The organism is Bacteroides sp. D1 (assembly GCF_000157095.2).
Lineage (GTDB): Bacteria > Bacteroidota > Bacteroidia > Bacteroidales > Bacteroidaceae > Bacteroides > Bacteroides xylanisolvens.
Genome location: NZ_JH114331.1, coordinates 50,661 through 73,801, shown reverse-complemented (window position 1 = coordinate 73,801; position 23,141 = coordinate 50,661). Strand labels below are relative to the sequence as shown.

Sequence of the window (23,141 nt, the reverse complement as noted above, 5' to 3'; positions counted from 1 at the left end):
CCTTAAGATAAAAAGGTTCTGGGGTACTACCGAGAATGCGGTTCGAATACAGATTAGTGTTGCTATCATCACCTATTGTTTAGTAGCTATTGTACAATATGATATGCAACTGAATCGTTCAACTTATGAGGTCTTGCAGATTCTTAGCATCTCATTAACAGATAAAACGCCTTTACAAGAGCTGTTTAATAAGACTAATTTCAATGATGTCAAAGAACAATTTAATCCCCTTATTCCGGGATTATTTGATTAATTAATAACTCGTCCCGATTTTAACGGGACACTAGTGAATGGCTTTATATATTTCCTCTTCCAGTTCACGCTCCAGCAATGCACCTAACGGATGCGAATCGGAGATCGTCATTTTATCGTCTGTTATCTCATCAGGCATTAGAGATGAAAACGCGATCTCACGCTTTTCCCATTCAGAATTCAGATAGTTGATACAACGATTACGGACGGCTCTCACCAAATAGCTACGGATAGAAACGGAAATCGCTAACGTTTCACGAATCTCCCATAAATGAAAAATAGTATCCCCGACAATGGTTTCCGCGAGGAATTGATCTTTTACATAGCCACTCGCGACATGACACAGCAGAGCATAATGATGGTCATAGATGTATTGATAGGCGTCTTCGTTACCTATCTTCAACTGCTCTACTATTAAAGTTTCAGTGTGCTCCATGAATGTATTAGTCGAGTTAATGGCACAAATTTAGAGAAATTGCAGCAGACTACCTAATATCCATATTAATATCTTCAAGGACATCACAATCCAAAAGAATTATAAAAAACTTCTCTCGTTGATTTACGAGATATAGAATAAAAAGTTATTTTTGCACCGTTTTTTTAATTTTATCTTAAACTAGTATTATGTACAAGATTTTTCACGGCTTCCATCTAGTGGAAGCTTATCAGGACTTAAAGAAAGCCAAACGGTTGGCAAAAAATCAGACAGTGGCCAGATGTATAAAGCTAACCGTAGCTATTACCCTTTCCCTTATTTTATGGCTCCTCCCTATTGACACATTTGGTATAGAAGGGTTAACAGTTATAGAACAAAGACTTATTTCTATCTTTATTTTTGCCACACTGATGTGGGTATTCGAGGCTGTCCCTGCATGGACCACTTCTGTATTGATTGTCGTTTTATTGTTACTCACCGTTTCCGATAGCAGCTTATGGTTCCTTACTCAAGGAATCTCAACAGAAGAATTGGGACAGACTGTCAAATATAAATCCATTATGCATTGCTTTGCCGATCCAATCATTATGTTATTTATTGGTGGGTTCATACTTGCCATCGCAGCAACCAAAAGCGGATTGGACGTATTGTTGGCACGCGTCATGCTAAGACCTTTCGGAACCCAATCACGCTATGTACTATTAGGATTTATTCTTGTTACAGCTGTATTTTCAATGTTCCTTAGCAACACGGCTACAGCTGCCATGATGCTCACTTTCCTAACTCCTGTATTAAAAGTACTTCCGGCAGACGGTAAAGGAAAAATTGGTCTGGCTATGGCTATTCCTGTAGCTGCTAATGTGGGTGGCATGGGAACTCCTATCGGCACACCGCCCAACGCAATTGCCTTAAAATACCTGAATGATCCGGAGGGACTGAACCTGAATATCGGTTTCGGAGAATGGATGAGTTTTATGTTACCCTATACTATTATTGTATTGTTTATCGCTTGGTTCATACTTTTACGATTGTTTCCCTTTAAACAAAAAAATATTGAATTACAAATTGAAGGTGAAGCCAAAAAAGACTGGCGTTCCATTGTGGTTTATATCACTTTTGCTATCACAGTCATACTTTGGATGTTTGACAAGGTAACGGGAGTAAACTCTAATGTAGTAGCTATGATTCCGGTAGCCGTTTTCTGTATAACGGGAGTCATCACCAAACGCGATCTGGAAGAAATCAGTTGGAGCGTACTCTGGATGGTAGCCGGCGGCTTCGCCCTGGGCGTTGCTTTACAAGAAACCGGACTGGCGAAACATATGATTGAAGCTATCCCATTCAACACATGGCCTCCTGTATTAATGATTGTCGGCTCCGGACTTATTTGTTATGCTATGGCTAATTTCATCTCACATACAGCTACGGCAGCATTGCTCGTCCCCATCCTAGCCATTGCAGGAAGCAGCATGCGTGAGAACCTATCTTCCTTAGGTGGAGTAGAGACTTTATTGATCGGAGTGGCAATCGGTTCATCATTAGCAATGATATTGCCTATCAGTACTCCTCCCAACGCATTGGCACATGCCACAGGCATGATTCAGCAAAAGGATATGGAAAAAGTCGGAATAATCATGGGAATCATCGGACTGATATTGGGATATACCATGTTGATTATACTTGGCTCCAACAAATTATTATAAAAAATACTCTTTCCATACAAATAAGCCCTGTGAGAAGCAATCATTCTTATAGGGCTTTTTGCTAATCAGTTTTACTTGAAAACCTGGAAAGAATCTCTTTTGATATTGCTATCCGTTGTTTCAGATAGTGGCATACTTCTTCCCACCGATAATATGGGAAAAAGGATGTGACCACCGGAATGGTTGCTTCTTGCTCATTCAAAAGTATTTTGACCCAGACTTGACAGTCCTTATCACGATAAAACACCCATTGCACATTAGCTGCCATCGGAGCAATCTCATAATCTTGCCAATAAATGGATACGGAATCAGGTGATACTATCTGTATATCCGTTTTTCCTATACCCATCAACGCAACAAAAGGAATAATAGTCTCTGCATGCGCAAAACGAAGATTCACCCGATTGTCCGATTGCCCGTTAATTGCCTGTTCTGTCGTTTGAATAAACTCTGAAAGTAACGGCCATGCAATTGCAACCGGCAACATATTTCCAACTGGCGCTGCACTTTTAGTCAGATATTGCCGCAAGTTTTGTGTTTGCCAATAACCATACCATTCTTTATCATTGAGAATACCTTTCATATTAAAAGATAAGCCTGTATCAGGAAGTATAGCTGCTATTGAGAACAAAGCCATGACAAACTCCCGTTTTTCCTGTTCTGTTTCTTGTCCTGAGGTGAGAAAAATCCTTTTCATGACAGGTGTAAAAACTATCTTATCTTGCACAAATGATTCATACAAAGAAATCCAGTCACCTTTCTCTTTATAATAAACATAAGGCTTGTTCAAATCAAAAAAACGAAGAAGTGGGTTATATTGCTTTCCTGCACTTTTCTTTATTACCAATGAGGAATCCTGTTTTTCCATACCAGAAAGAAAAGCATCCATACTACTAATACAACGAGGAATATAGGAAGCTATCGCTTCAATTCGCGCCGAATCTACAAATATTTCAGGATAACGCAATAGCATACGCTCTGCTATTCCCTTTTGTTCCTGCTCTCCTACTGCCGACAATTCTCCCCATCGTCCTTCGAAAGCTTCGGACAGCCGTAATACCGTAGCAAGCAGTTCCTGACCTTTTACAGTCAATCTGTTTTCCTGCTCCGCCAATATAAGCACATTTCTAACCTTCTCTAATGCTTTTCCCGAAGTCGGGAACCGTGCTCCGTGCCTTCCTAAATGATTGATATAAAAAGGAACCATACCATCATGGTTCAAAACAGGCAGATTCTTTATCAAAGGATACGGCATAGCCGTTCCTGCATATTTCTGAATTGCACTTTGCCCGAATAAAAAAGTTATAGGGAAAAGCAGACCAGCTAAAAATATCAATATTGCTCTCATCCGGCAGAATATATATTTGTTTGCCAAACATAACAACCGGGCATAGAACAATGTTTATATACGCTGCCTACTATTTCTCATTTTTTAAATTGCTTGCCGGACAAGGTTCTGTATTTTCCGAATCTCCATATTTGCTCGGACTTACACCATAATACTTTTTAAATACCTCACGGAAATATTTCGCATCCGAGAACCCGACCCTATCGGTAATTTCCGCTATTGTATATTCGCCCTGCTTTAGCAATTGTGCAGCATGTTGCAAACGTATCATCCGGATATAATCAGCCGGAGCATAACCTGTCAAGACCTTTAATTTATTAAAGAAACTCGTACGGCTCATGTGATGGCGACTGCTAAGCATTTCTACATTAAAATCCGGATCACTCATGTTCTTCTCTATACATTCCTTGACCGAAGCAATAAATTTCCAGTCCAGAGTATTAGTACAATTAACCGCAAATTTCTGTTCTTCCTCTTCGATACTATTATAAACCTGACGGAGCAAAGCACGATTCGCCAGCAAATTCTTAATCGTTGCCTTGAGTATTCCTACACTGAAAGGCTTGGTGATATAAGCATCCGCTCCGATTTCCAGCCCTTCTAGCATATTCTTCTCGTCTCCCAATGCTGTCAGCAAAACGACCGGAATATGAGACATCTCAAGATCCCCTTTTATCGCTGAACAAAGTTCATCTCCGCTCATTTCAGGCATCATTATATCGGATATAACAAGATCCGGATTAAATTCCCTGATTATGATAAGTGCATCCTTTCCATTCGGACAAGCCTGAATATTATAACTCGTCTTCAGCATATCCACCAGATAATTGCGCAAATCATCATTATCCTCCACTATCAGGATCCGTTGTAAGGAACTGTTTATCTGGGATATTTCCATAGCCGGCAAATCAGAAATACTACCCGGTATGATAGTCTCCGGACGTTCATCCGGCAGCTTGGGAGAAATAAATTTAGCTTTATGAAGATGGCTATTTCCTTTCGGGAAAGTAACTCGTACACAAGTGCCTTGTTGTTCATTGCTCTGAATCTGAATCTTGCCTTTATGTAATTTGACTAGTTTGTATACCAACATCAGCCCTATTCCGCTACCTGTCACTTTTAGATTGACAACATTGCTACCTCTAAAACAGTTCCTGAACAATTTCTTCTGTTCGCACGAAGGAATACCAATTCCCGTATCTTTCACCTCAATGCTCCACGTGTTTCCTTCCTCACAAGCGGAAATGCAGACACTACCTTCTTCAGGTGTATACTTCAATGCATTCGACAAGATATTTTTCAGAATAGATCCCATCTTGTCACTATCAAACCACACATTCAGATAGTCAAAATTGCTTTCATAAACAAACCTGACATGTTTCATTTCAGCATATTTGCGAAAAGCAGCACAAACATCATTCATAAAAGTATTCAGCTCATACTCGGAAACATAAAGAGTGGATGAATAGACATCTATCCGTTCGAAATTTATCAAGTTCGTTGTCAGCTGAAGCAATGTATTTACATTCTTAAGAGCCATATTCATATGGGGTAACGCCTGTTCGGTCACCATACGATTTTCTATGACTTCCTCCAGCGGAGCTTTTATCAACGTAAGCGGCGTACGTATGTCATGAGCCGTATTAATGAAGAACCGTGTCTTCTCATCCGACACTTTCTTCTGCTTTTGCAACATGATGATACGAAAGATGATAATCATAACCAATACCAACAGAATTGCATATCCCACCATAGCCCACAAACTGGCCCATACTGGAGGGGTTATAACGATCTGAATGTTCCTAGTCTCATAGGTCTTATACTTCTCTTCATTGGATATGGCGCGAATTTGCAACGTATAACTGCCAGGAGGCAGATTTCTGACAAGAATCCGGTTATCCTGACTCGGACGGCTCCACTCTTTATGATAACCGTCAATCTTCCATGAATAAAGAATGTTGGAAGGATAATCATAATTAATGGAAGCTACATCAAGGGAAAAAGTATTTTGTCCGTAGGCTAGTTCCAGCCGGTCAGTTTCGTCAATGTCCTTTTTCAAAGGAGATCCGTCATCACCCGGGTAAACGGGATGATAAGCTATCATAAAATCGCGCAGCAACAAACGTGAATAATGCGGTTCCGGTATCTGTATGTCTGTCGGAAATTTAACAGCACCATCATTACCACCGAAAACAAGCATGCTTTTATTGCAGGTCGTGGCAGAACCTGCATTAAAACTGACACTCATCAATCCTTGTTCACGTGTCCAGTTACGAAAAGAATGTTTCTGGGGAGAATAGATTGTAATACCGGTCTCCGTACCCATCAGAAGACTCTCGTCCTGACGCGGAAGAATTGTATAAATATTGTCGGAAATCAACGCACAGTTATCAGTACGATATTGATGGATAAACTTTTTCTTATTAATGTCATAAACAAGGAGTCCGGCTCCACGGGTACCGATATACAAGATACCGTCTTCTCTCTGGTATAATGCACATATATAGGGAGATTCAACAGGCAGATCAATATACCGGTAAATTCCGGATTCTTTATCAAGCAGGTAGAGTCCCATTCGCGTACCAATCCACATCAGCCGGTCATCCTTCTCCTGAATGGTAGTAATAGAACTTACTCCCGGATATAAACGCATATTTTTAGTCTCAAGATTGATACGCTTCAGATGATAATATCCACCGGACCAGATATCACCTCCCGAATCTTTTTTAATGTCATAAATATATTGATCGGGACGTACTCCTGCAATGGCAGCAGGAGAAAGATAAGTTACCTTAAACCCTTTCTTCTTCTCTATCTTGTAAATACCCGATGTATAACCACCAGCCCACATTACACCGGGAGAGACTTCACACAGCGCTAAAAAAATGTGATTCTCATCATTCGGTACCGGATCAAAGGAACTAAAGAAGGAACGCCATTCTTTTGTATCAGTCTGATAGAAACTGATACCGTTACTGGTTACAAACCAAAGGTCACCGTCACTATCCTCCACCACATCATGAACCTGATCGTTCACCAGTGACCGGGTATTACCAAGAGAATGTCTTATCAGGTCATAACTTCCATAACGGTTGTTACGGATTGTAATGCCGGTGGGATAATTTGCGAGCCAGATGCGATCTTCTTCATCCACATAGACATCATTAATATTATTTCCATTCATCCCGTTATAACTGCTATAATCAGCTGTTATATAGGGTTCACTCATGTATGTATTCACATCCAGCTTATATACACCTTTTCCCCCAGTAGCCACTAGAAGTTCATGAGCGTTTAAAGCAGCAATCTGGTTAACCTCTACATGATTGGGGAATTGACAAGAGATGATTTTTCCTGTTCCCCCCATGTCATATATAAGTATTCCCTCTTTATAGTTTCCCACAAATAACTGTTTTGAAACAGCATGGTAATAAAGTTCATGTACCGGAGCGATGCTTTCCACCGCTTCATCAGGAACCAGCCTTAACTTCCCCTCTTCTATTCCGGCACGAAATAAACCACTTCCCGTACCTATAAAAAAATGATTACCATCTGTCTGTTCAATGGTAGTTATTTCGCCGTTGACCGGCACCGACATATTTAACACTGTCCCGGTATGGGTATCATACCAGGTAATGCTATCTTTACAGCACAACCATATACGGTCATTCTTGTCCAAATAACCATAATTCAGAAATGCTTGCGACTTATTTCTGATCAGCTCCGGATGTACATAAGCCAGTTCAAACTTGTCATGCTGCGAATCATACCTAAAAATACGACCTTTCTGACCAATTACCCATAATACATTTCTGTTGTCCATATAAAGCCAATTCAAGGCAATCCGTGAATCCAACGTCATGTTATCGTCTGAAAAGTTGTAATGCTTGATATGTTTGCCATCATAACGGTCTATCCCTTCTTGAGTCAGAAACCACATATACCCCCGTCGGTCTTTTTGGATATGGTATATTTTCTGATTATTCAACCCGTCTTCCAGTCCTATGTACTTATAAATCTGTCCCTTGCTTACAGTACAATTAATGAGAAGAAACACAAACAAAAAGAATCCTCTCATTTTTACAAAATTACTCATGTCTTTCACTAATATTCAAAAAATACTCTGCAAAAATATGAAAAAATTAATTAAAACGCAAGTCGAAAATGTATTCATATTTCAACCATCAATTAATATTAATAGTCATATTTCCAGTTTTAAATTTGTTGAATATTGTAAAGAAGAGCTAGAATTTCAGCAGCCCCTTAATATGTAAAATTTCATAAATGCATAAATAAAAAGCTATTCTAACATTATTAAAATAGCTTTTTATTTATATATCATCTATTAAACAATACGGTAGTTACACTCTCTTTTCCTAGATAGAAAGCCTTTGCTTTTATCAGTGGAGCATTGCATACTACCGGAGTTTGCCATTCTATGGAACTTTCCGTAGGCTCACTTCCATCGGTTGTGTACCGGATTACCGCATTGGGAATGGCAGTATTAGCCAGTAGTAATCCATCCCTTGTCATAATACCGGGAGGAGACACCCGGAAATTTATTCCTCGCTTTGCCAAACGTGGCAACTCATAATCTATAATACCGGCATTGTATTTCCGTTTGGCATCCATATATACTTTGCCGTCCGGAGATAATGCCCACGATGGTTGAACATTCCAAGCACGTTCTGCCAATCCGAAGACTTTTGGGAAAAGATAATATTCTACCTGTTCAAAACTACGGATTGTTTCCGACCATATTTGTCCGGATAGACCTTTGATATTCTGATAACCTTCCTTTGTCAAGGGTTGTTTTCCGTTTGAAGCAGCTTTCACATCAACAGGTTCACCTTTCAAATTCCGTCGTAAAGACTTATAAATATCAAAAGGCAACATATCAAACGTCACATATTCATCCACATAACCGCCCCAACGCAATCCCGGTTCCTCCACATGATAGCAATAGGCCATATCCAAATAGAAGTTACCCACATTACAGAGTATAATCGGGTAGCCCGCATTAGCTAGCTTATACGGTACTTCATCCCCACCCTGCTCCGGAATAGTGTTCCAACAATAATTTAAGACCTTACTGTTTTTGAAATGTTCGTTAACGGTATTATCAGGATTCATAACAATGTCCTGCCATCCGACTGCCTGTATGTTACGTTTGTCCAGCATTTCCAATATTTGTTCCAGAAAATAATCCTTCAGATCCCGTATCTTAGTCAGTCCGTTCTCTTGCATAAAAGTGCGGCAGATAGAAGAACCTTCCCAAATACCTTCCGGCACTTCATCTCCACCCACATGGAAAGCAGTCAGTTCTACTCCTGCATCCTGATACATCCGTACGATTTCGTCAATCACTTTTTCAAGAAAATGATAAGTGGAAGGCATGGCAACATTAATCACATTGTCTGTAAAATTTTGTGCAGACAGATATTGGGAAGTATCTGCAAAGTCAGTCAAAAGATATTCTTCCGCTTTCGATTGGTCTGTATCTATATATTTCTGATAACGGGCATTCATGGCTTTAATCGCTGCCCGGGAATGTCCGGGAATGTCTATTTCGGGAATAACTCTGATATGCCTTTCTTTCGCATATTTCAGAATATCCATGAAGTCACTGCGAGAATAATATCCATTGGCCAATGAAGTAGTATCTGTCTCATTCCATCCCCAGGCATACGCAGGATAAAGACATGTCTGTTCATCTATGGTATGTCCTCTGCGAGAAGCTATTTCTGTCAATTCCTCCAATCCGGGTATTTCCACACGCCAGGCCTCATCGTCACTCAAATGCAAATGCAGTACATTCATCTTATAGAATGATAATATATCGATCAGTTTCAGCAGATCCGCTTTCTTTGTAAAGTTGCGGGCTACATCCAACATAATTCCCCGATGCCCCATGTCCGGATAATCGGTAATATGAAGATTAGGTAGCGGAGAAGAAGTTAGTTCCATGTTATCTAATAAGGCAAGCAATGTTTGACAAGCATTAAATATGCCATGTGTATCACTAGCTTTCAAAGTCAACCGGTTATTCTTTATCACGATTTCGTAATATTCATCGGGATATTGACAGGTAATAGGAACCTCCATTTTCTTCAATTCAATGATTGTTTCTTCATCCTTATCGGAAACGCTACATCTTAATAATGAAGTCAATTGACTTTTCAATAAAAGAGCTTCCTCTTTAAACGCATCATCAAACTTCAGACAGACTTTTTGAGAGAAAGAAGAAACCCCGCCCGTCTTTTCCACTTTTTTAGGAGCAGGAAAAAGAGAAAGCATATCACAATCTACCGGTTTGCTGAAATCATCATTCTGCTTATAGAAATAATTCCCATCTGCATAGGGAAAGCTATCCCTCGAGCTAACCCATTGGGTATCGGGCTTAAAAAGCTCGATCTCAATGGGGACATTTTGCGGTTGTAACGGTTTTCCTTTTTCATCGGTAGTTATCACATAGGCCCCTTCAGGAACCGAGGACACATTAATCACATTTCCTTCACTCAATATGGTAAAAGTGATTGTTTCACCCGGTGGCAATGCCTGGTAGTGTTCAGTGGGGTACATTTTATAGTAAGTCGAACCCAAACATTCAATTTCCAGCGGTGCATTAATAGGTTGCTGATAATAAATAGGTGTCTGATTAAAATAGATCACCCAATTATTAGTCAAGGATTTATTCCCATTATTCGTCAGGCAGAATGTATTCTTAAAATATCTGGCTTCCACACTATCTTTTTCCAGTTTCCATGTTAAGGATAGCTGTGAGGAAGGGGGCTGTTTACCAGCCCCGCAACCAAACAGGCATATCCCCAACATCATTATCCATATATTCCTCATAGTTATCATAAGGGAATTATTTAGTTAATGAACGAATACATTCCACTTCTTCTGTCGAATAAGGGGTTCCATCACTACGGAATATATCATGGAACCACAATGGAGGTTCAACAACATCAGGCAATGGAGTGTCCCATGCAAAGATCGTATTTGTTTTTCCGGCTACAAGTCCCCAGTTGATTGCACCGATATTTTCTCTCTTCAGCATTGGCATAATATCCTGGAAAGTACTATTTTGAGTACGTGCCATATATTCTGTACAAATCATCGGGCGACCGTATTGCTTCAATGTATCAATGAGTTGCTGATGCGAATTCACGCCTTCATACGTGTGGTATGTTATCACATCCGAATTTTCCAATTGGAACTTATTCAGATTAGTCAGGCTCATATCCCAAACTCCGGCCGACAGAGGTTGTGACGGATTCACCGTTCGTCCCCACGTAAATATCTTCTGCAATAACGGCAAACTTCTTTCACCGTATCTATATCCTCCCGAACCTCCGGGTTCATTATATAAGTCCCATAATACGATTCTCTTATCATCCTTAAAGGTAGTCAGGATATCTTTCACATAGCTTTCCAATATCGGAAGTATCACTGCCGTATCGCCTTTATAATACAGATCACCCGGGTCACGTGCCCATCCCGAATTGTGTACTCCCGGCTGTGGTTCCGGCTGTTTGCCAGCCTGATATACAGGATTCCAACAATCATCCAGGAAGACGAAGATGGTAGAGATATGATGCTTGTCGGCAATAGTAAGGTATTCATTGATACGTTTCTTAAAGCCTTCCTTATCTGTTTCCCAAACCAGGTGATGCAAATATACGCGCATACAGTTCATGCCTATTTCTTCCGCCCACCCCAGTTCACGATCAATAGTCACCGGATCAAAAGTATCTGCCTGCCACATCTCCATTTGGTTGATTGCCGTGCTTGGAATAAAATCGCATCCACGAAGCCATCCCCATTGTTTATACCACTCATTAGCCTGCTCTTTCGTCCAGACCTCACGAACAGAGACAGTTTTCTGGTTGCAGGCAATCAACATAACACCAATAAAAAAGGAAAGTAATATCTTTTTCATATAATCGTTTTACTTTATCAAATTAAAAATCTTTTTATTTTCTCCACGTAAATATTACCATATCACCCGGTTCGACTGCTATCGTAGAGCCGTCCGGAGTAGTCGTTGAACCATTTTTCAACACTCTGTTAACAGAACTATCCACATCGATAGACAGGTTCATCACATTACGAAAATCTCTATTTACTACCACAAGATATTGATTACCACCTTTCTCCAGGACAGAGACAACAGCACCTGTATCACTCGTAGTCAATGATTTTATAGGAGTCGGCAGACTTCCCAAAGCCTTCGTGCCTTCAGGTATTTCACTTCCGGTGTGAGATACTGAAATAACCTGTGCTCCCAAGAATATACCCGCAAGTCGCTGTACTTCCTGATTAACAGTCTTGACCAAATCATACACTTCAGTCGGTTCGTCATGTTGAAGTCCGCGATAGGTAAAATACTGGATTGCCTGCGCACCATAAGCTAAATCACTGAAGACTTGTAATCTCAACTCGGGCAATGTCGGTATCTTATAAAAATGAGTTTCATCAAGCTTATGGGAAAGTGCAAGTGCAAATGCCCAGAACGGCTTATTATTCTCTTTAGCAGCAGCCGATATTTCTTCCAGATTCCGATACCAGTCCGGACGGACAATGCTGGGAGCACCATTTATAGATACAATAGGATAATTGTCAAACGAAATAAACGGAACAGGGACTTGTTCTATAAACGACTTTACATTTTCAGAATAAAGTTCTTTCCCCCATGCCCAATTGGGGTACAAGTTGATATAACAAGGATGATGACTGTCGATGGTTTTAATCTTCTTCACCAATTCGCCCAAGCCCGGCAAATCATTCACTTCCGGTTCATCCTTCAAATGATAGGCATACAAAGCCGGATGATTCATCATCGCTTTTACAACCTCTTCGGCAGTAGCGACAGACAAGAGATCCTTACAAGAAGTTATCATTTTCACTCCGGTCTTCTGTGCGGCGTCAAGCACCTTCAATGTTGTTTCCAAATCATCGTACCATCCCAGATAAATATTAATGCCGGATGCTTTCATCACCGGGAATTTCTCCAGCGACTTGTCTGCTTCCACTCCGGTCCATGCTATAATCGGGAATTCTCCATCAGTTGTAGGGATATAAGAATTACCCTGAATGATCTCAATTTCTTGTGTCTTTACTCCATTAGGTACTACGCGGAATACAGCCGTACGTCCGGTTCCTGTATTTGCATTTGCAGTAATTGTCACAGTTCCGTTTCCACTTCCTTTGGCCGGTGAGACGGTAACCCAAGACTGATCCGTCTCGTTTACAAATTTCCATTCCGTATTAGATTTTATCGAATAGACCTCCGTAAAACCGTCATTACCGATCTGTAACTTCTCCAAATTCCCGGAAATAGAAAAAGAGGCTTTCTCCGGATCCATCGAACAAGACATTAATAACATTGGCAACATCGAGAAAAAGAACGTAACCAGAAATTTCTTACTATATGTTTTCATTGATATATACATAATTCTATTGAATATTAAATTAAAGACTATTAATCATGCTCCCCTCTTAATTGTAAGGAGTCAATCGTATCACTTCACTGGCTTTATCAATATGTATCGTATAAAGTCCGGCTTTAAAATCAGGACCGGGAATCAAATCACCGGGAGCGTTTCTCGTTATTAGGTTAGCAGGCTCAACCGTATATAGATTCTTCGTGTCCTCCTCTTGCGCCCAACCATATCCCCGATAGAACTTAAATCCCATAGTTTGGTCAATGTAAACGACTGCATCAAAGGCACTTGCACCGACCTTTTTAAAGAAGAACCATTGGTGAGGATATGCGAAGTCCCAAGCAAGCGTAGCCACATAAGGTTCGCGTGGAAATCCGACTCCAGTACCGAGAATATACATCACCTCCGGATAAAAAACATCCCGCGGACGTTCCATATACATAAAACCATTTGATGTATTATATTTCAAGTTATAAAGTACCGACGGACCATCGAATTTTGCTTTGCTCCCTGAAACATCTTTAAAGAATTCCGGCCGGAGCATATTGGTGACATCACTACCAAAACCTATAAAATTAATCTTGGCACTTTCTACCAACTGAACATCCAACTGGACATATCCTCCTCCCACATCAAAGAAGCGGGACTTATCAATATCAATGCTGTATGTCAAAGTCTTATCAGCCAGAAAACTCAACATATCAAAAGTGATATTCTCCAATGTATAACTCCCTACCTTAGGAGTCGGAATCGAAGTAGCTGCATCATCAGTCACAATCGCGATCTTATCGACTGAATATCCCCATACCAAACCGGAATAATCAGGTTTATTATTTATTATCTTTTCGGCAACTTTAAAATGGTCGCCAATCCCTGCCAAATCCGCCGCACTCGTCCGGAAACTATAATCCGTTTCATTCTGACTCTCCTTGTCCATTTCATACACATTTCCCAAATCATCAACAAGGTATAATTGGGAAGGTGTTTCCGGACGGGTCACCGCCACACTTGCGGCCTCATCCAAAGTCAGAGTCGATTCATTGCCACCTAAATCGTTTACAGCTTTTATAGTCACCACAGGACGTCCATTCTGGAAACCGGCAACAAAAGGTAAAGTAGCTTCCTCTTCAATAACCGCAGAACGTCCGCTCAATCCTTTAGACAAATTCAAGATTTCGGCTCCATCCATTGTCACTAATAATTGGAATGAAACCAAATCATTATATTCATCACTGACTTGTGCGGTGAACTTCACTTTATCACCAGCCGCCACAACCGTTTCACCATTCACTCCCCGCAATACGGCATTTTCTATTTTAGGTTTTGAAGGTGTAGGCCACTCCGGCCATTCACTTGGCTTACTAACATCATCTTTTGCACACGAAAGGAGCAATAACGACGACATGAATAATACATATATCTTTTTCATTTTTCTTAAGATCTCTAGTTTAACAATAATGAATGATGACATTAATTGCGAGCTGCCGCAAGATCCGCTTTCCATCCCTCACGTTCAAATGTCTGTACCAACACTTTTCCATAAGATTCCGAAGCTTGTTGAACCGCATAATTAGGAATAGGCACATATTGATGTGTAGGAGCCACTCCTTTGATCTTCGCTGTACGCTGCGCATACTGATTAAAACGGATGAGATCTATTTTACGCATCCCTTCATACAACATTTCATGTCCTCTTTCCGTAAGTAAAGCATCCAGGAAAGCTTCAACATTCGCTGTTGCCGATGACGGAAGATCACCCAGTCCGGCACGCTTACGCACCTCATTGACCGCGGCTATAGCGTCAGCGGACGGAGCTGCATTGTTTTTACGTACTTCGGCTTCCGCATACATAAGCAATACATCTGCCCAACGGGCTAACGGTATATCAGTCCCCTGAAAAGCCGTAGCTGTTTCCACCGGGAATTTATTAATGATAAACCCGTCCCATGTAGTAGTATTCCGGTCAATCCAGGTTCCTGCAGTCGTATAATATTTGGTCAGGATCACTTCACGACGTTTGTCCGAAGGATCATACGTATCCCAAAATTTCGGAGACACATTGAAAGTTTGCCCCCATCCCTGCCCTTGCAGATAGAAAGGAGTAGGATTTCCCTGATCGTCCACTCGAGCTGCATTATCGGGAGTAGCGAGCATCATCAGCGGGTTAAAGTTGCCGGACTTATTCGTACCGTCCGCCGTTTCATCACAACTGACAGCCATAATCACTTCCGAATTAAAGTTATTGGCATTTTTAAATTGCTCGATATAAGGATTGTCCCCTTTCTTGAAAAGACTATACCGTCCCTTCAACTCGTTATACATATCAATCGCTTTCTGATAATAACCGGACATATAATAGCCTTCATTCAAGCAATGCCGCATGATGCATACACGTGCATAGTCTTTATTGTAACGTCCCTGTTCCGGCTGTGTATCTGCAATATACTGATAAGCATACTCAAAATCAGCCATAATCCACTCCGTCATTTGCTGCAATGTCGGACGTACCAGATTTTCCAGTTTTGAAGGATTAATCAGGTCGTTCGGATCGACAATCAAAGGAACAGGACCATATACATGCAATAAATAATACATCATCAATCCACGACAAAGACGGGCTTCAGCAATAAATTCTCTTTTACGCTCTTCGGAGACCACTTCGGTAGAAGCCTTCTCCAGTGTGCCGATCACATTGGTGAAGTAGGAAATCTCACTTACTTTCGGAAAGTGGTTCGGGTTTTCATCGCTTAATGTACCGCTTGCGTAATAAACACACTGACTGAAATCGGCTTTAGAAAGGAAATAATATCCGCCTCCCCAACCATTATTCCACACAGCCACCTCATCTGTCGGATAATCAAAGAACTTCAGTACACCTCCGGCAGGGATATACCAACCGTGCTGATTGCCACTTGTTCCGGCACCGATCCAATAGGTCCATGTTGTCGTAAAAGGCATATAGCAGGTCATCATAAATGATTCGTATTCGGCTTCAGTCACCGGATAATTAGAAACATTCAACGTGCCATACATCTTCGGATCAAAATTATCCTCACAACTGCACATGATAAATGCAATCATGACAAACACCTTAAATAATTTATTCTTGTTCATATTTTCAATCTTTTCTTTCGTTACAGGTTTTCTTAGAAACATATTTTTGCTCCGAAGGAGTATGTTCTCGTCATCGGATACTCCGCTTTGGAGCCGTCGCCACCCGTCTTTATTTCAGGATCGACACCTACAAACTTGGTAAAAGTAAACGGATTCTGACAGTCGACAAAAACTCTGATAGAACTCACATAATCACCTACTCTTCCCAGCTTCTTTCCTGAAAGGTTATATCCTAAAGTGATATTCCTGACACGTACGAACGAAGCATTCTGATAATCTTCCTCAAAACCTACGTTACCAGGCAAAGCGACAGCCTTTGTTGAAGCAATACCACGCCGATTTCCATTCTGATTGGTTTGAGAATTCCAGATAGTATATACATATTTGTTCGAATTCTTGGGACTCGTGTAATACACATCTCCGACAAGTGCCCAACGATATGCATAGTTATAGCGTGTACGTCCGAATTGTCCATACATAAATACATCCAGATCAAAATCTTTGTATACAAATGTATTTCCAAAGCCTATGTGAATTTTTGGAAGTGTATTCCGCATCTTCACATCATCAATCGTTATTTTGTTATCCCCATTTGCATCCTTAATAATCGGATAACCGGGCTGTTGCGCATCTGCCGGCAAAGATTTCTGCGATTCGGGCATATTGCTTTTATCTATGTTGATAACGCCTTCCGTTTCATAGTAATAATAAGCATTCACCGGTTCGTTCTTGCGGATTCGATATTCTTCATAATAATAGTTGGGCATCCGTTCTTTCCAAACGGCATTATGATGTGATAAGGTCAATTGTGAGGTCCACTTAAACACACGGGGGATTTCAAAGTTTAGTGAGTTGATAGTCGCATCCCATCCGTAACGTACATAATGTCCATAATTCATCGGGACGGAAGATGTCATACTAAGCGGAGAGGCAGAGTCATATCCCAGCAAGTTGGTTACATCATTGCGGAACATATCAAAACTTCCCCAGATTCTATCTTTCAGGACTGAAAAGTCTATACCTATATTTTTCATGGTAGTCTTTTCCCAGGTAACATTCGGGTAATCAGGACCGCTAAGCAGATAGGGCACATAAGTCACTGAATTGTTAGAGAACTTGATATATTGGGCTGCCAGACTGAAAGTGCCATAAAGCGAACTACCCAGATTATCATTACCTGTCTGTCCATAACTACCACGAATCTTCAACTGGTCAATCCATGATATATGCTTCATAAACGGCTCGTTAGATAATTTCCAGGCCAATGACACTGAAGGGAAATAGGCATATTTCTTTCCCGGGAAAAACTTATCCGTTCCATCGCGACGAATAGTAGCGGCAACCACATATCTGTCGAGCACATCCACACTTGCCCTGGCAAATTGAGAACGACGTTCATCGGCTGCCCTGAAAGAAGTCGGGTAGAAAGCGCCTTCCGCAGCTTCCACCTTATCAGCTGCAATGTGATCGTTAATCTGTTCGTAGTCAAGTTCAAGACCATTTGAATCGTTCGTATATCTTCCCATACCGACTACGGCATCGACACGTAACAAATCTCCAAACTGCTTTTTGAAAGTCAACGTGCCTTCCATAGTTTGGTTTCTACGTTCAACATATCCCAAATGCCCTCTTGATTTATACATGTCCATAAAATATATATCAGAAGGAATATACAGATTACGATTAGCATTCTCCTTATTAATGCCATACATCAAACGGAAGGACAACATATCCTTGATTATATCTACATCGGCAGCAAAGTTTAGATAATAACCGCTTGTTTTAGTCCGGTCACTAACTTTTATCATTTCGGCCGGGTTAGGGTAATTTGAATATAAGGTAGGTTTTCCGTCCTCACCTCTGATCGGTAAATAAGAAGGATAAGTCAATGCTGATTGTATGGCATCGTACCCATTTCCACCACCTCCGCCACCGGAAGTTGAATTTGTATATTCATTTTCATTTACATTGACAATTGCTGTCAACTTAAGAAATGGAAGCAATTGTGAAGATATGTTTGTCCGAAGAGCATAACGTTCCATAGCAGAGTTTTCTACTGTACCTTCCTGTTTGTAATAATTTCCGGACAGATAATATTTCAGCAGTTTAGAACCACCCGTAATTGTGATATTATGATTATTGATGCTGCCATCCTTTAATACACAATCCAGCCAGTCTGTTGTTTGAGCGGCAGCTATCTGTTGAGGTGAGAATTGAGGTACCCATTTATTATCAAAAGGTTTATCACCATAAGGATACATACCGTTCGTAAATAAATAGTTTTCTTTATTGAAAATGTTGGCAACATTCATATATTCTTCCCCACTCAAAGGTTCCAGATACGGATAGTTTTTCACGATAGAATAATTTCCTTCATAAGTGATTTGGGGACGAGTTTCAGTACCTTTCTTTGTAGTGATTAAAACGACACCATTGGCTGCACCAATTCCATAAATGGAGGCAGATGCATCCTTTAACACTTCGATAGATTCAATATCGGCAGGATTAAGTCCGGCCAATCCCGAACGATTGATAGAGTTGGGCATAACCTGGTTTCCGTTTCCAACCTCTAAAGAAGTGGAAGGCATCATTACGCCATCCACTATAAAGATAGGAGTACCTGCCCCACGAATTGAAAGGTCAACTGCTCCACCCGGTTGCGGGCTTGTCAACGTAGCTTCCAGTCCGGCAGCCCGCCCAAGCAACATCTGTGACATATTACTTGTTGCGGCTCGCGATATTTTTTCCGTTTTTACCGTTGCAATGGAAGTTGTCAGATTCTTACGGGTGGTCGTCCCATACCCCACCACAACAACTTCATCCAACTGTTTTGAATCTTCTTTCATCGTCACATTCAACGTCATCGGTCGGGTAATTTTCTGCGTATATGTAGTGTAACCTATTGAAGTAAATTTCAGTGTCGAGCCTTCCGGAACTTGCAACTGGTAATTGCCATCTATACCGGTAATGGTTCCTTGAGTAGCCCCTTCTATCATCACAGTCACTCCCGGAAGAACCTCTCCGGATTCGTCCACTACCTTTCCGGTCACTTTGACCGGCTGTTTGTTATCCTGTGGTTGAGATGAAACTTTGTTTAATACAATCTGACGTTTTTCAATCGTATAAGATACTCCTTCGCCTTTAAAAAGTTTATCCAGTACCAGAGTCATCCGTTCATTTTTCACAGTAATGCTTACTATACGACTTACATCAACAATGTCTTTGTTGTATAAGAAACGATATTCTGTCTGATTTTCGATACTAGTCAGGACCTCCTCTACAGTCACATTTTTCAGTCGCAATGTAATTTTGGCGGATTGTGCCAGGATAGGTATACAGATAGCTTGCAAAGCTATACAAAACAACCATATAGCACAGATTCTCCCCATTTTTACATTCGCAGGTACATTAATTCTCTTTTTCATTTTTCTAATTGAAATAAGTTTCATACCTTTACATGTTTGGTTATTGGTTCTACAAATAAGTTGATTAACGAATAACTGAATCTTTGGAAAGGAAGGTGAGTCAGACCTTCCTTTTTTTATCAGTTGTCGGAAGCTGAATTCACTGATTATGTCTTTCTCATGGCTTATATTATTTAAAGGTTAATAAATGTGTTTTTCTCTCGTTTCTATCAATAAGACGTTTCTAAAAATAAAAGCCACATTGGATATCGCATTATTTTTTCATCTGCATTATTTTTTCTTCAAACTATCGTTTATCCCAAATAATCTTTCTATTTTTACCCCCGACAATAGAACCTTTACTACAATACTATGCCGAATATCCAACAACAGACTTCCGACGACCGTTTTCTGGTAATAGCACTAAAACAGGATGATAAACAGGCTTTTACCCGACTATTCCATGCTTATTATAAAGATTTGGTATTGTTTGGCGGTACTTACATTCCGGAGAAATCTACCTGTGAAGATATTGTGCAAAATATCTTTCTCAAACTATGGAATGACCGGAAATCATTGGTAATTGAGAACTCACTAAAATCATATTTACTGAAAGCGGTCAGGAATTACTGTCTGGACGAATTACGCCATCGCAGGATTATAGATGAACACATTGCTTACGAACTTAAATCGGATTCTATAGATATAGATACGACAGAAAACTACATACTGTATTCTGATTTATGCCGGCAACTTAAAAATGCATTGGAACAATTACCTCCTCAAGAAAGAGAAGTGTTCGAGATGAGCCGATTAGAAAATATTAAATATCAGGAAATAGCCAATCGCCTGAATATCTCTGTCAGAACGGTAGAAGTACGTATCAGCAAAGCATTGAAGCAGCTCCGCATCTTATTAAAAGATTTTTATTTACTACTTTTTTTATTTCTTTTCCACTAATGAATGTGGGATTTTCTTTCTGAAACGTCTATTATATATAAGGTAAAATGCATTATGATAAATAAAGATTCAGACATAGAAATTATAATCTCCAGATATCTCTCGAAAGAGGCTACACCAGAAGAAATAAAGGTACTGGATGATTGGATATCGGCTACTCCCGAAAACTATAGGAGCTTTCTATCACAAAAGAATGTGTGGGAAGTCAGTCACCCGGCTTTTAATCCGGAAGAGATAGATGTGGACAATGCGCACAGAAAAGTAATGGAGCAAATTCTCCATCCAAACCAGCCGGTTTCCGTTCGTCCTAAGTTGTCCTTCCTGCACTATTGGCAGCAAGTGGCAGCTATCTTGCTTCTTCCTTTACTGATATTATCTGCTTATCTTTATTTTAAACCCGCTTCTCAAATTGCAGAGACTTATCAGGAGTTATTCACTCCTTATGGCACTTGGTCGGTAGTTAATCTGCCTGACGGTTCTAAGGTTTGGCTAAATGCCGGAAGTTCTTTAAAGTATCCGACTCAATTCAATGATAAGCAAAGAGTTGTTTCGATGCAGGGTGAAGCCTATTTTGAAGTAGAATCCGATAAAAAGCATCCCTTCATCGTAAAAACCAAACAACTGACTGTAGAAGCTACCGGCACAGCATTCAATGTGAACGCATACGCTCCGGATCATGTAGCAGCAGTGACGTTAGTAAAAGGAAAGGTCGCAGTCACTCTTGACCAGAAAAAGACGATTTCCCTTTCACCGGGAGAGAAAATTGACTATAATCTGGCCACTTCTTTATATAACGTCAATAAAACCAATACTTATAAATGGTGCTCATGGAAAGATGGAATACTCATTTTTAGAGATGACCCGCTGGAATATGTATTCAAGCGTTTGGGACAGACTTATAACGTGGAATTTATTCTGAAAGACGCTGAATTAGGAAAGTATTCCTATAAAGCGACTTTTGAAGGTGAATCTTTAAATGAGATTTTGCGCTTGCTTGAAATGAGTGCACCTATTCGCTGTAAAGAGGTTAGTAACCGCAACACCAATAATGAGAAGTTTGAAAAGCAGCGTATAGAGGTGAGTAGGATTGTACGGAAATAAGTTTGTATTAGTACAAACTTAATCGTATGGCTTCAAATTAATTTCATTTGGTAGTATTAAGTTGTACGACACCCGGGTCTCATGCACACCGACACCCGGGTGTTGAACATGCTGACACCCGGGTGTCAAGCATCATGAGACCCGGGTGTCGTACAATTTATTCTTGCAGTATCTTTTTTTCTTCTCTACTATGGGATATTCAGTAAATGTTCCTCTTTCTAAAAAATCAAGAGAAAAGCTTTGCTTTACGTGAGCTTTTCTCTTGATTTTTTCGTTCAACTCTCCCAGTCTTCTATCTTTTTTGTAGAATATTGTTTACATATTCTTATTTTTTCCTTCCCACCCATGCATTATGTACATGTCTTTTTTAGGGGAAGTTAAAACCTCTCCTGTTTTTCCTGTTATTTTAGTTAGATTATGCTGCCTTTCTTTTTTTCTTTTCGACCTTTTCTATCATACATACCGCATTGGCTGTATGTATCCCAAAGAAAATCCAAAGTACTTCCGTTTTCCTGTTTCTAGCTTTTATCCTGGCCAGTGAGTAATGTTGTTTCTGCGTTCCAAAACTTCCTTCCAGGCGGGTAGCTCTTTCACGGCTGAGTTCCGACCGTAAGATTTTCCGAAGCGGCTCATCTTTGGCAGCTCTGCCCTTACGCTTAAAGGAAGTACTTATATGATATTTTGTACAAAATTTCCGGTTGGCATTATTGGCATAGATTGAATCCGCCGCAAGCGCCTTAACCCTAACCCCGGTCAGTTGTTGTTGCAGATGAATACAGTCTTTCAAACGTACTCCTTCGTTAAAAGCCTTAAAGGAGATATGTTCTATAAAGGAGATTCCGTCTATCTGTATATTGTTGACTTTGGCTCCGAATTCAACGGATTTGGTTTCCTTGCCTCTGATAATGGGGCGAAGGTAATGCCGGTCGATACTCACGATACGGTTGGACACTTTTTTGCCTGCAAATAAATTCTTCCCTTGCTCAAGGACTGTCTGTATGACCGAGAAACGTCTTTGGTAATCAGAGGATAGTGTAAGCCTGTTCCTGTAGGATGAATGAAGCAGCTCCAGCTGGTCAAGTAACTTTTCCAATAACTGAAGTAACCTTCGTGTAATCATACGAGTCTGTGATTTCTTGCGTTTACGCAGTTTGCTATAAGCAAGATAGGCACGGCGTACATCAAGATACTTGTTACGGGGACGTTGTATGTGCAAGGTCTGGCAATGTTTGCACAGATGACGATGAAGCCATACAATACCTTCCCATAAGAGTTTGGTATCAGTAGGGAAACGCAGATGACTTTCATAACAGGTGGCATCGGTCATACAGACATGAAGGTTCTCAAGATAAGGTGTCCAATGCTCGGCAAGAA

At 40.4% G+C, this 23,141-nt stretch carries 12 protein-coding genes and 2 pseudogenes; 4 read left to right on the top strand and 10 right to left on the bottom strand.

Annotated elements, in window-relative coordinates; all coding sequences use genetic code 11:
* Positions 1 to 253, top strand: a pseudogene (locus BSAG_RS23755) (IS4 family transposase); the annotation flags it as partial.
* 36 nt (positions 254 to 289) lie between these two features.
* Here BSAG_RS23755 and BSAG_RS21105 read toward each other — a convergent pair.
* Positions 290 to 688: pseudogene (locus BSAG_RS21105) on the bottom strand (sigma factor); the annotation flags it as partial.
* A 188-nt stretch (positions 689 to 876) separates the two neighbouring features.
* Between BSAG_RS21105 and BSAG_RS21110 the strand changes: the two are divergent.
* Positions 877 to 2,391, top strand: a complete 1,515-nt coding sequence (locus BSAG_RS21110) for an SLC13 family permease (protein WP_004307059.1) — start codon at positions 877 to 879, stop codon at positions 2,389 to 2,391.
* 61 nt (positions 2,392 to 2,452) lie between these two features.
* On the opposite strand, the gene BSAG_RS21115 is transcribed toward BSAG_RS21110, so the two are convergent.
* From BSAG_RS21115 to BSAG_RS21150, 8 genes are all read right to left on the bottom strand, one after another.
* Positions 2,453 to 3,739: a histidine-type phosphatase gene (locus BSAG_RS21115; protein WP_008771284.1), complete on the bottom strand. Its 1,287-nt coding sequence runs from the start codon at positions 3,737 to 3,739 to the stop codon at positions 2,453 to 2,455.
* Between the two features lie 70 nt (positions 3,740 to 3,809).
* Positions 3,810 to 7,835: a hybrid sensor histidine kinase/response regulator transcription factor gene (locus BSAG_RS21120; protein ID WP_004315167.1), complete on the bottom strand. Its 4,026-nt coding sequence runs from the start codon at positions 7,833 to 7,835 to the stop codon at positions 3,810 to 3,812.
* A gap of 242 nt (positions 7,836 to 8,077) precedes the next feature.
* Complete coding sequence (locus BSAG_RS21125; protein ID WP_008997299.1) at positions 8,078 to 10,603, bottom strand: family 20 glycosylhydrolase; 2,526 nt, start codon at positions 10,601 to 10,603, stop codon at positions 8,078 to 8,080.
* Between the two features lie 7 nt (positions 10,604 to 10,610).
* Entirely contained in the window at positions 10,611 to 11,684 is a 1,074-nt protein-coding gene (locus tag BSAG_RS21130; protein WP_004315169.1) for a cellulase family glycosylhydrolase, read from the bottom strand.
* A gap of 34 nt (positions 11,685 to 11,718) precedes the next feature.
* Entirely contained in the window at positions 11,719 to 13,197 is a 1,479-nt protein-coding gene (locus BSAG_RS21135; protein ID WP_004315170.1) for a BACON domain-containing protein, read from the bottom strand.
* A gap of 46 nt (positions 13,198 to 13,243) precedes the next feature.
* Entirely contained in the window at positions 13,244 to 14,659 is a 1,416-nt protein-coding gene (locus tag BSAG_RS21140) for a DUF5125 domain-containing protein (RefSeq protein WP_008771281.1), read from the bottom strand.
* Positions 14,659 to 16,302 (bottom strand): RagB/SusD family nutrient uptake outer membrane protein, encoded by a 1,644-nt coding sequence (locus tag BSAG_RS21145; protein WP_008645075.1) that lies wholly within the window; start codon positions 16,300 to 16,302, stop codon positions 14,659 to 14,661. Before BSAG_RS21145 ends, BSAG_RS21140 begins: the two co-directional genes overlap by 1 nt.
* A gap of 32 nt (positions 16,303 to 16,334) precedes the next feature.
* Positions 16,335 to 19,751: a SusC/RagA family TonB-linked outer membrane protein gene (locus tag BSAG_RS21150; RefSeq protein WP_004315173.1), complete on the bottom strand. Its 3,417-nt coding sequence runs from the start codon at positions 19,749 to 19,751 to the stop codon at positions 16,335 to 16,337.
* Positions 19,752 to 20,078: 327 nt separating this feature from the next.
* Between BSAG_RS21150 and BSAG_RS21155 the strand changes: the two genes are divergently transcribed.
* Both BSAG_RS21155 and BSAG_RS21160 read left to right on the top strand, forming a co-directional pair.
* The gene (locus BSAG_RS21155; RefSeq protein WP_004310625.1) at positions 20,079 to 20,666 is read left to right on the top strand and encodes an RNA polymerase sigma-70 factor; all 588 of its coding nucleotides are present in this window, start codon (positions 20,079 to 20,081) and stop codon (positions 20,664 to 20,666) included.
* 54 nt (positions 20,667 to 20,720) lie between these two features.
* Positions 20,721 to 21,767: a FecR family protein gene (locus tag BSAG_RS21160; RefSeq protein ID WP_008017939.1), complete on the top strand. Its 1,047-nt coding sequence runs from the start codon at positions 20,721 to 20,723 to the stop codon at positions 21,765 to 21,767.
* Positions 21,768 to 22,182: 415 nt separating this feature from the next.
* Here the strand turns inward: BSAG_RS21160 and BSAG_RS21165 are convergent.
* Positions 22,183 to 23,141 (bottom strand): transposase (locus BSAG_RS21165; RefSeq protein WP_008997298.1); only part of this gene is annotated, 959 nt, incomplete at its 5' end.

What these genes read in the sequence shown, in the direction of transcription:
- BSAG_RS21110 (WP_004307059.1), top strand. Translation starts at nt 877, where the DNA reads ATGTACAAGATTTTTCACGGCTTCCATCTAGTGGAAGCTTATCAGGAC.
- BSAG_RS21115 (WP_008771284.1), bottom strand. Translation starts at nt 3,739, where the DNA reads ATGAGAGCAATATTGATATTTTTAGCTGGTCTGCTTTTCCCTATAACT.
- BSAG_RS21120 (WP_004315167.1), bottom strand. Translation starts at nt 7,835, where the DNA reads ATGAGTAATTTTGTAAAAATGAGAGGATTCTTTTTGTTTGTGTTTCTT.
- BSAG_RS21125 (WP_008997299.1), bottom strand. Translation starts at nt 10,603, where the DNA reads ATGATAACTATGAGGAATATATGGATAATGATGTTGGGGATATGCCTG.
- BSAG_RS21130 (WP_004315169.1), bottom strand. Translation starts at nt 11,684, where the DNA reads ATGAAAAAGATATTACTTTCCTTTTTTATTGGTGTTATGTTGATTGCC.
- BSAG_RS21135 (WP_004315170.1), bottom strand. Translation starts at nt 13,197, where the DNA reads ATGTATATATCAATGAAAACATATAGTAAGAAATTTCTGGTTACGTTC.
- BSAG_RS21140 (WP_008771281.1), bottom strand. Translation starts at nt 14,659, where the DNA reads ATGTCATCATTCATTATTGTTAAACTAGAGATCTTAAGAAAAATGAAA.
- BSAG_RS21145 (WP_008645075.1), bottom strand. Translation starts at nt 16,302, where the DNA reads ATGAACAAGAATAAATTATTTAAGGTGTTTGTCATGATTGCATTTATC.
- BSAG_RS21150 (WP_004315173.1), bottom strand. Translation starts at nt 19,751, where the DNA reads ATGAAACTTATTTCAATTAGAAAAATGAAAAAGAGAATTAATGTACCT.
- BSAG_RS21155 (WP_004310625.1), top strand. Translation starts at nt 20,079, where the DNA reads ATGCCGAATATCCAACAACAGACTTCCGACGACCGTTTTCTGGTAATA.
- BSAG_RS21160 (WP_008017939.1), top strand. Translation starts at nt 20,721, where the DNA reads ATGATAAATAAAGATTCAGACATAGAAATTATAATCTCCAGATATCTC.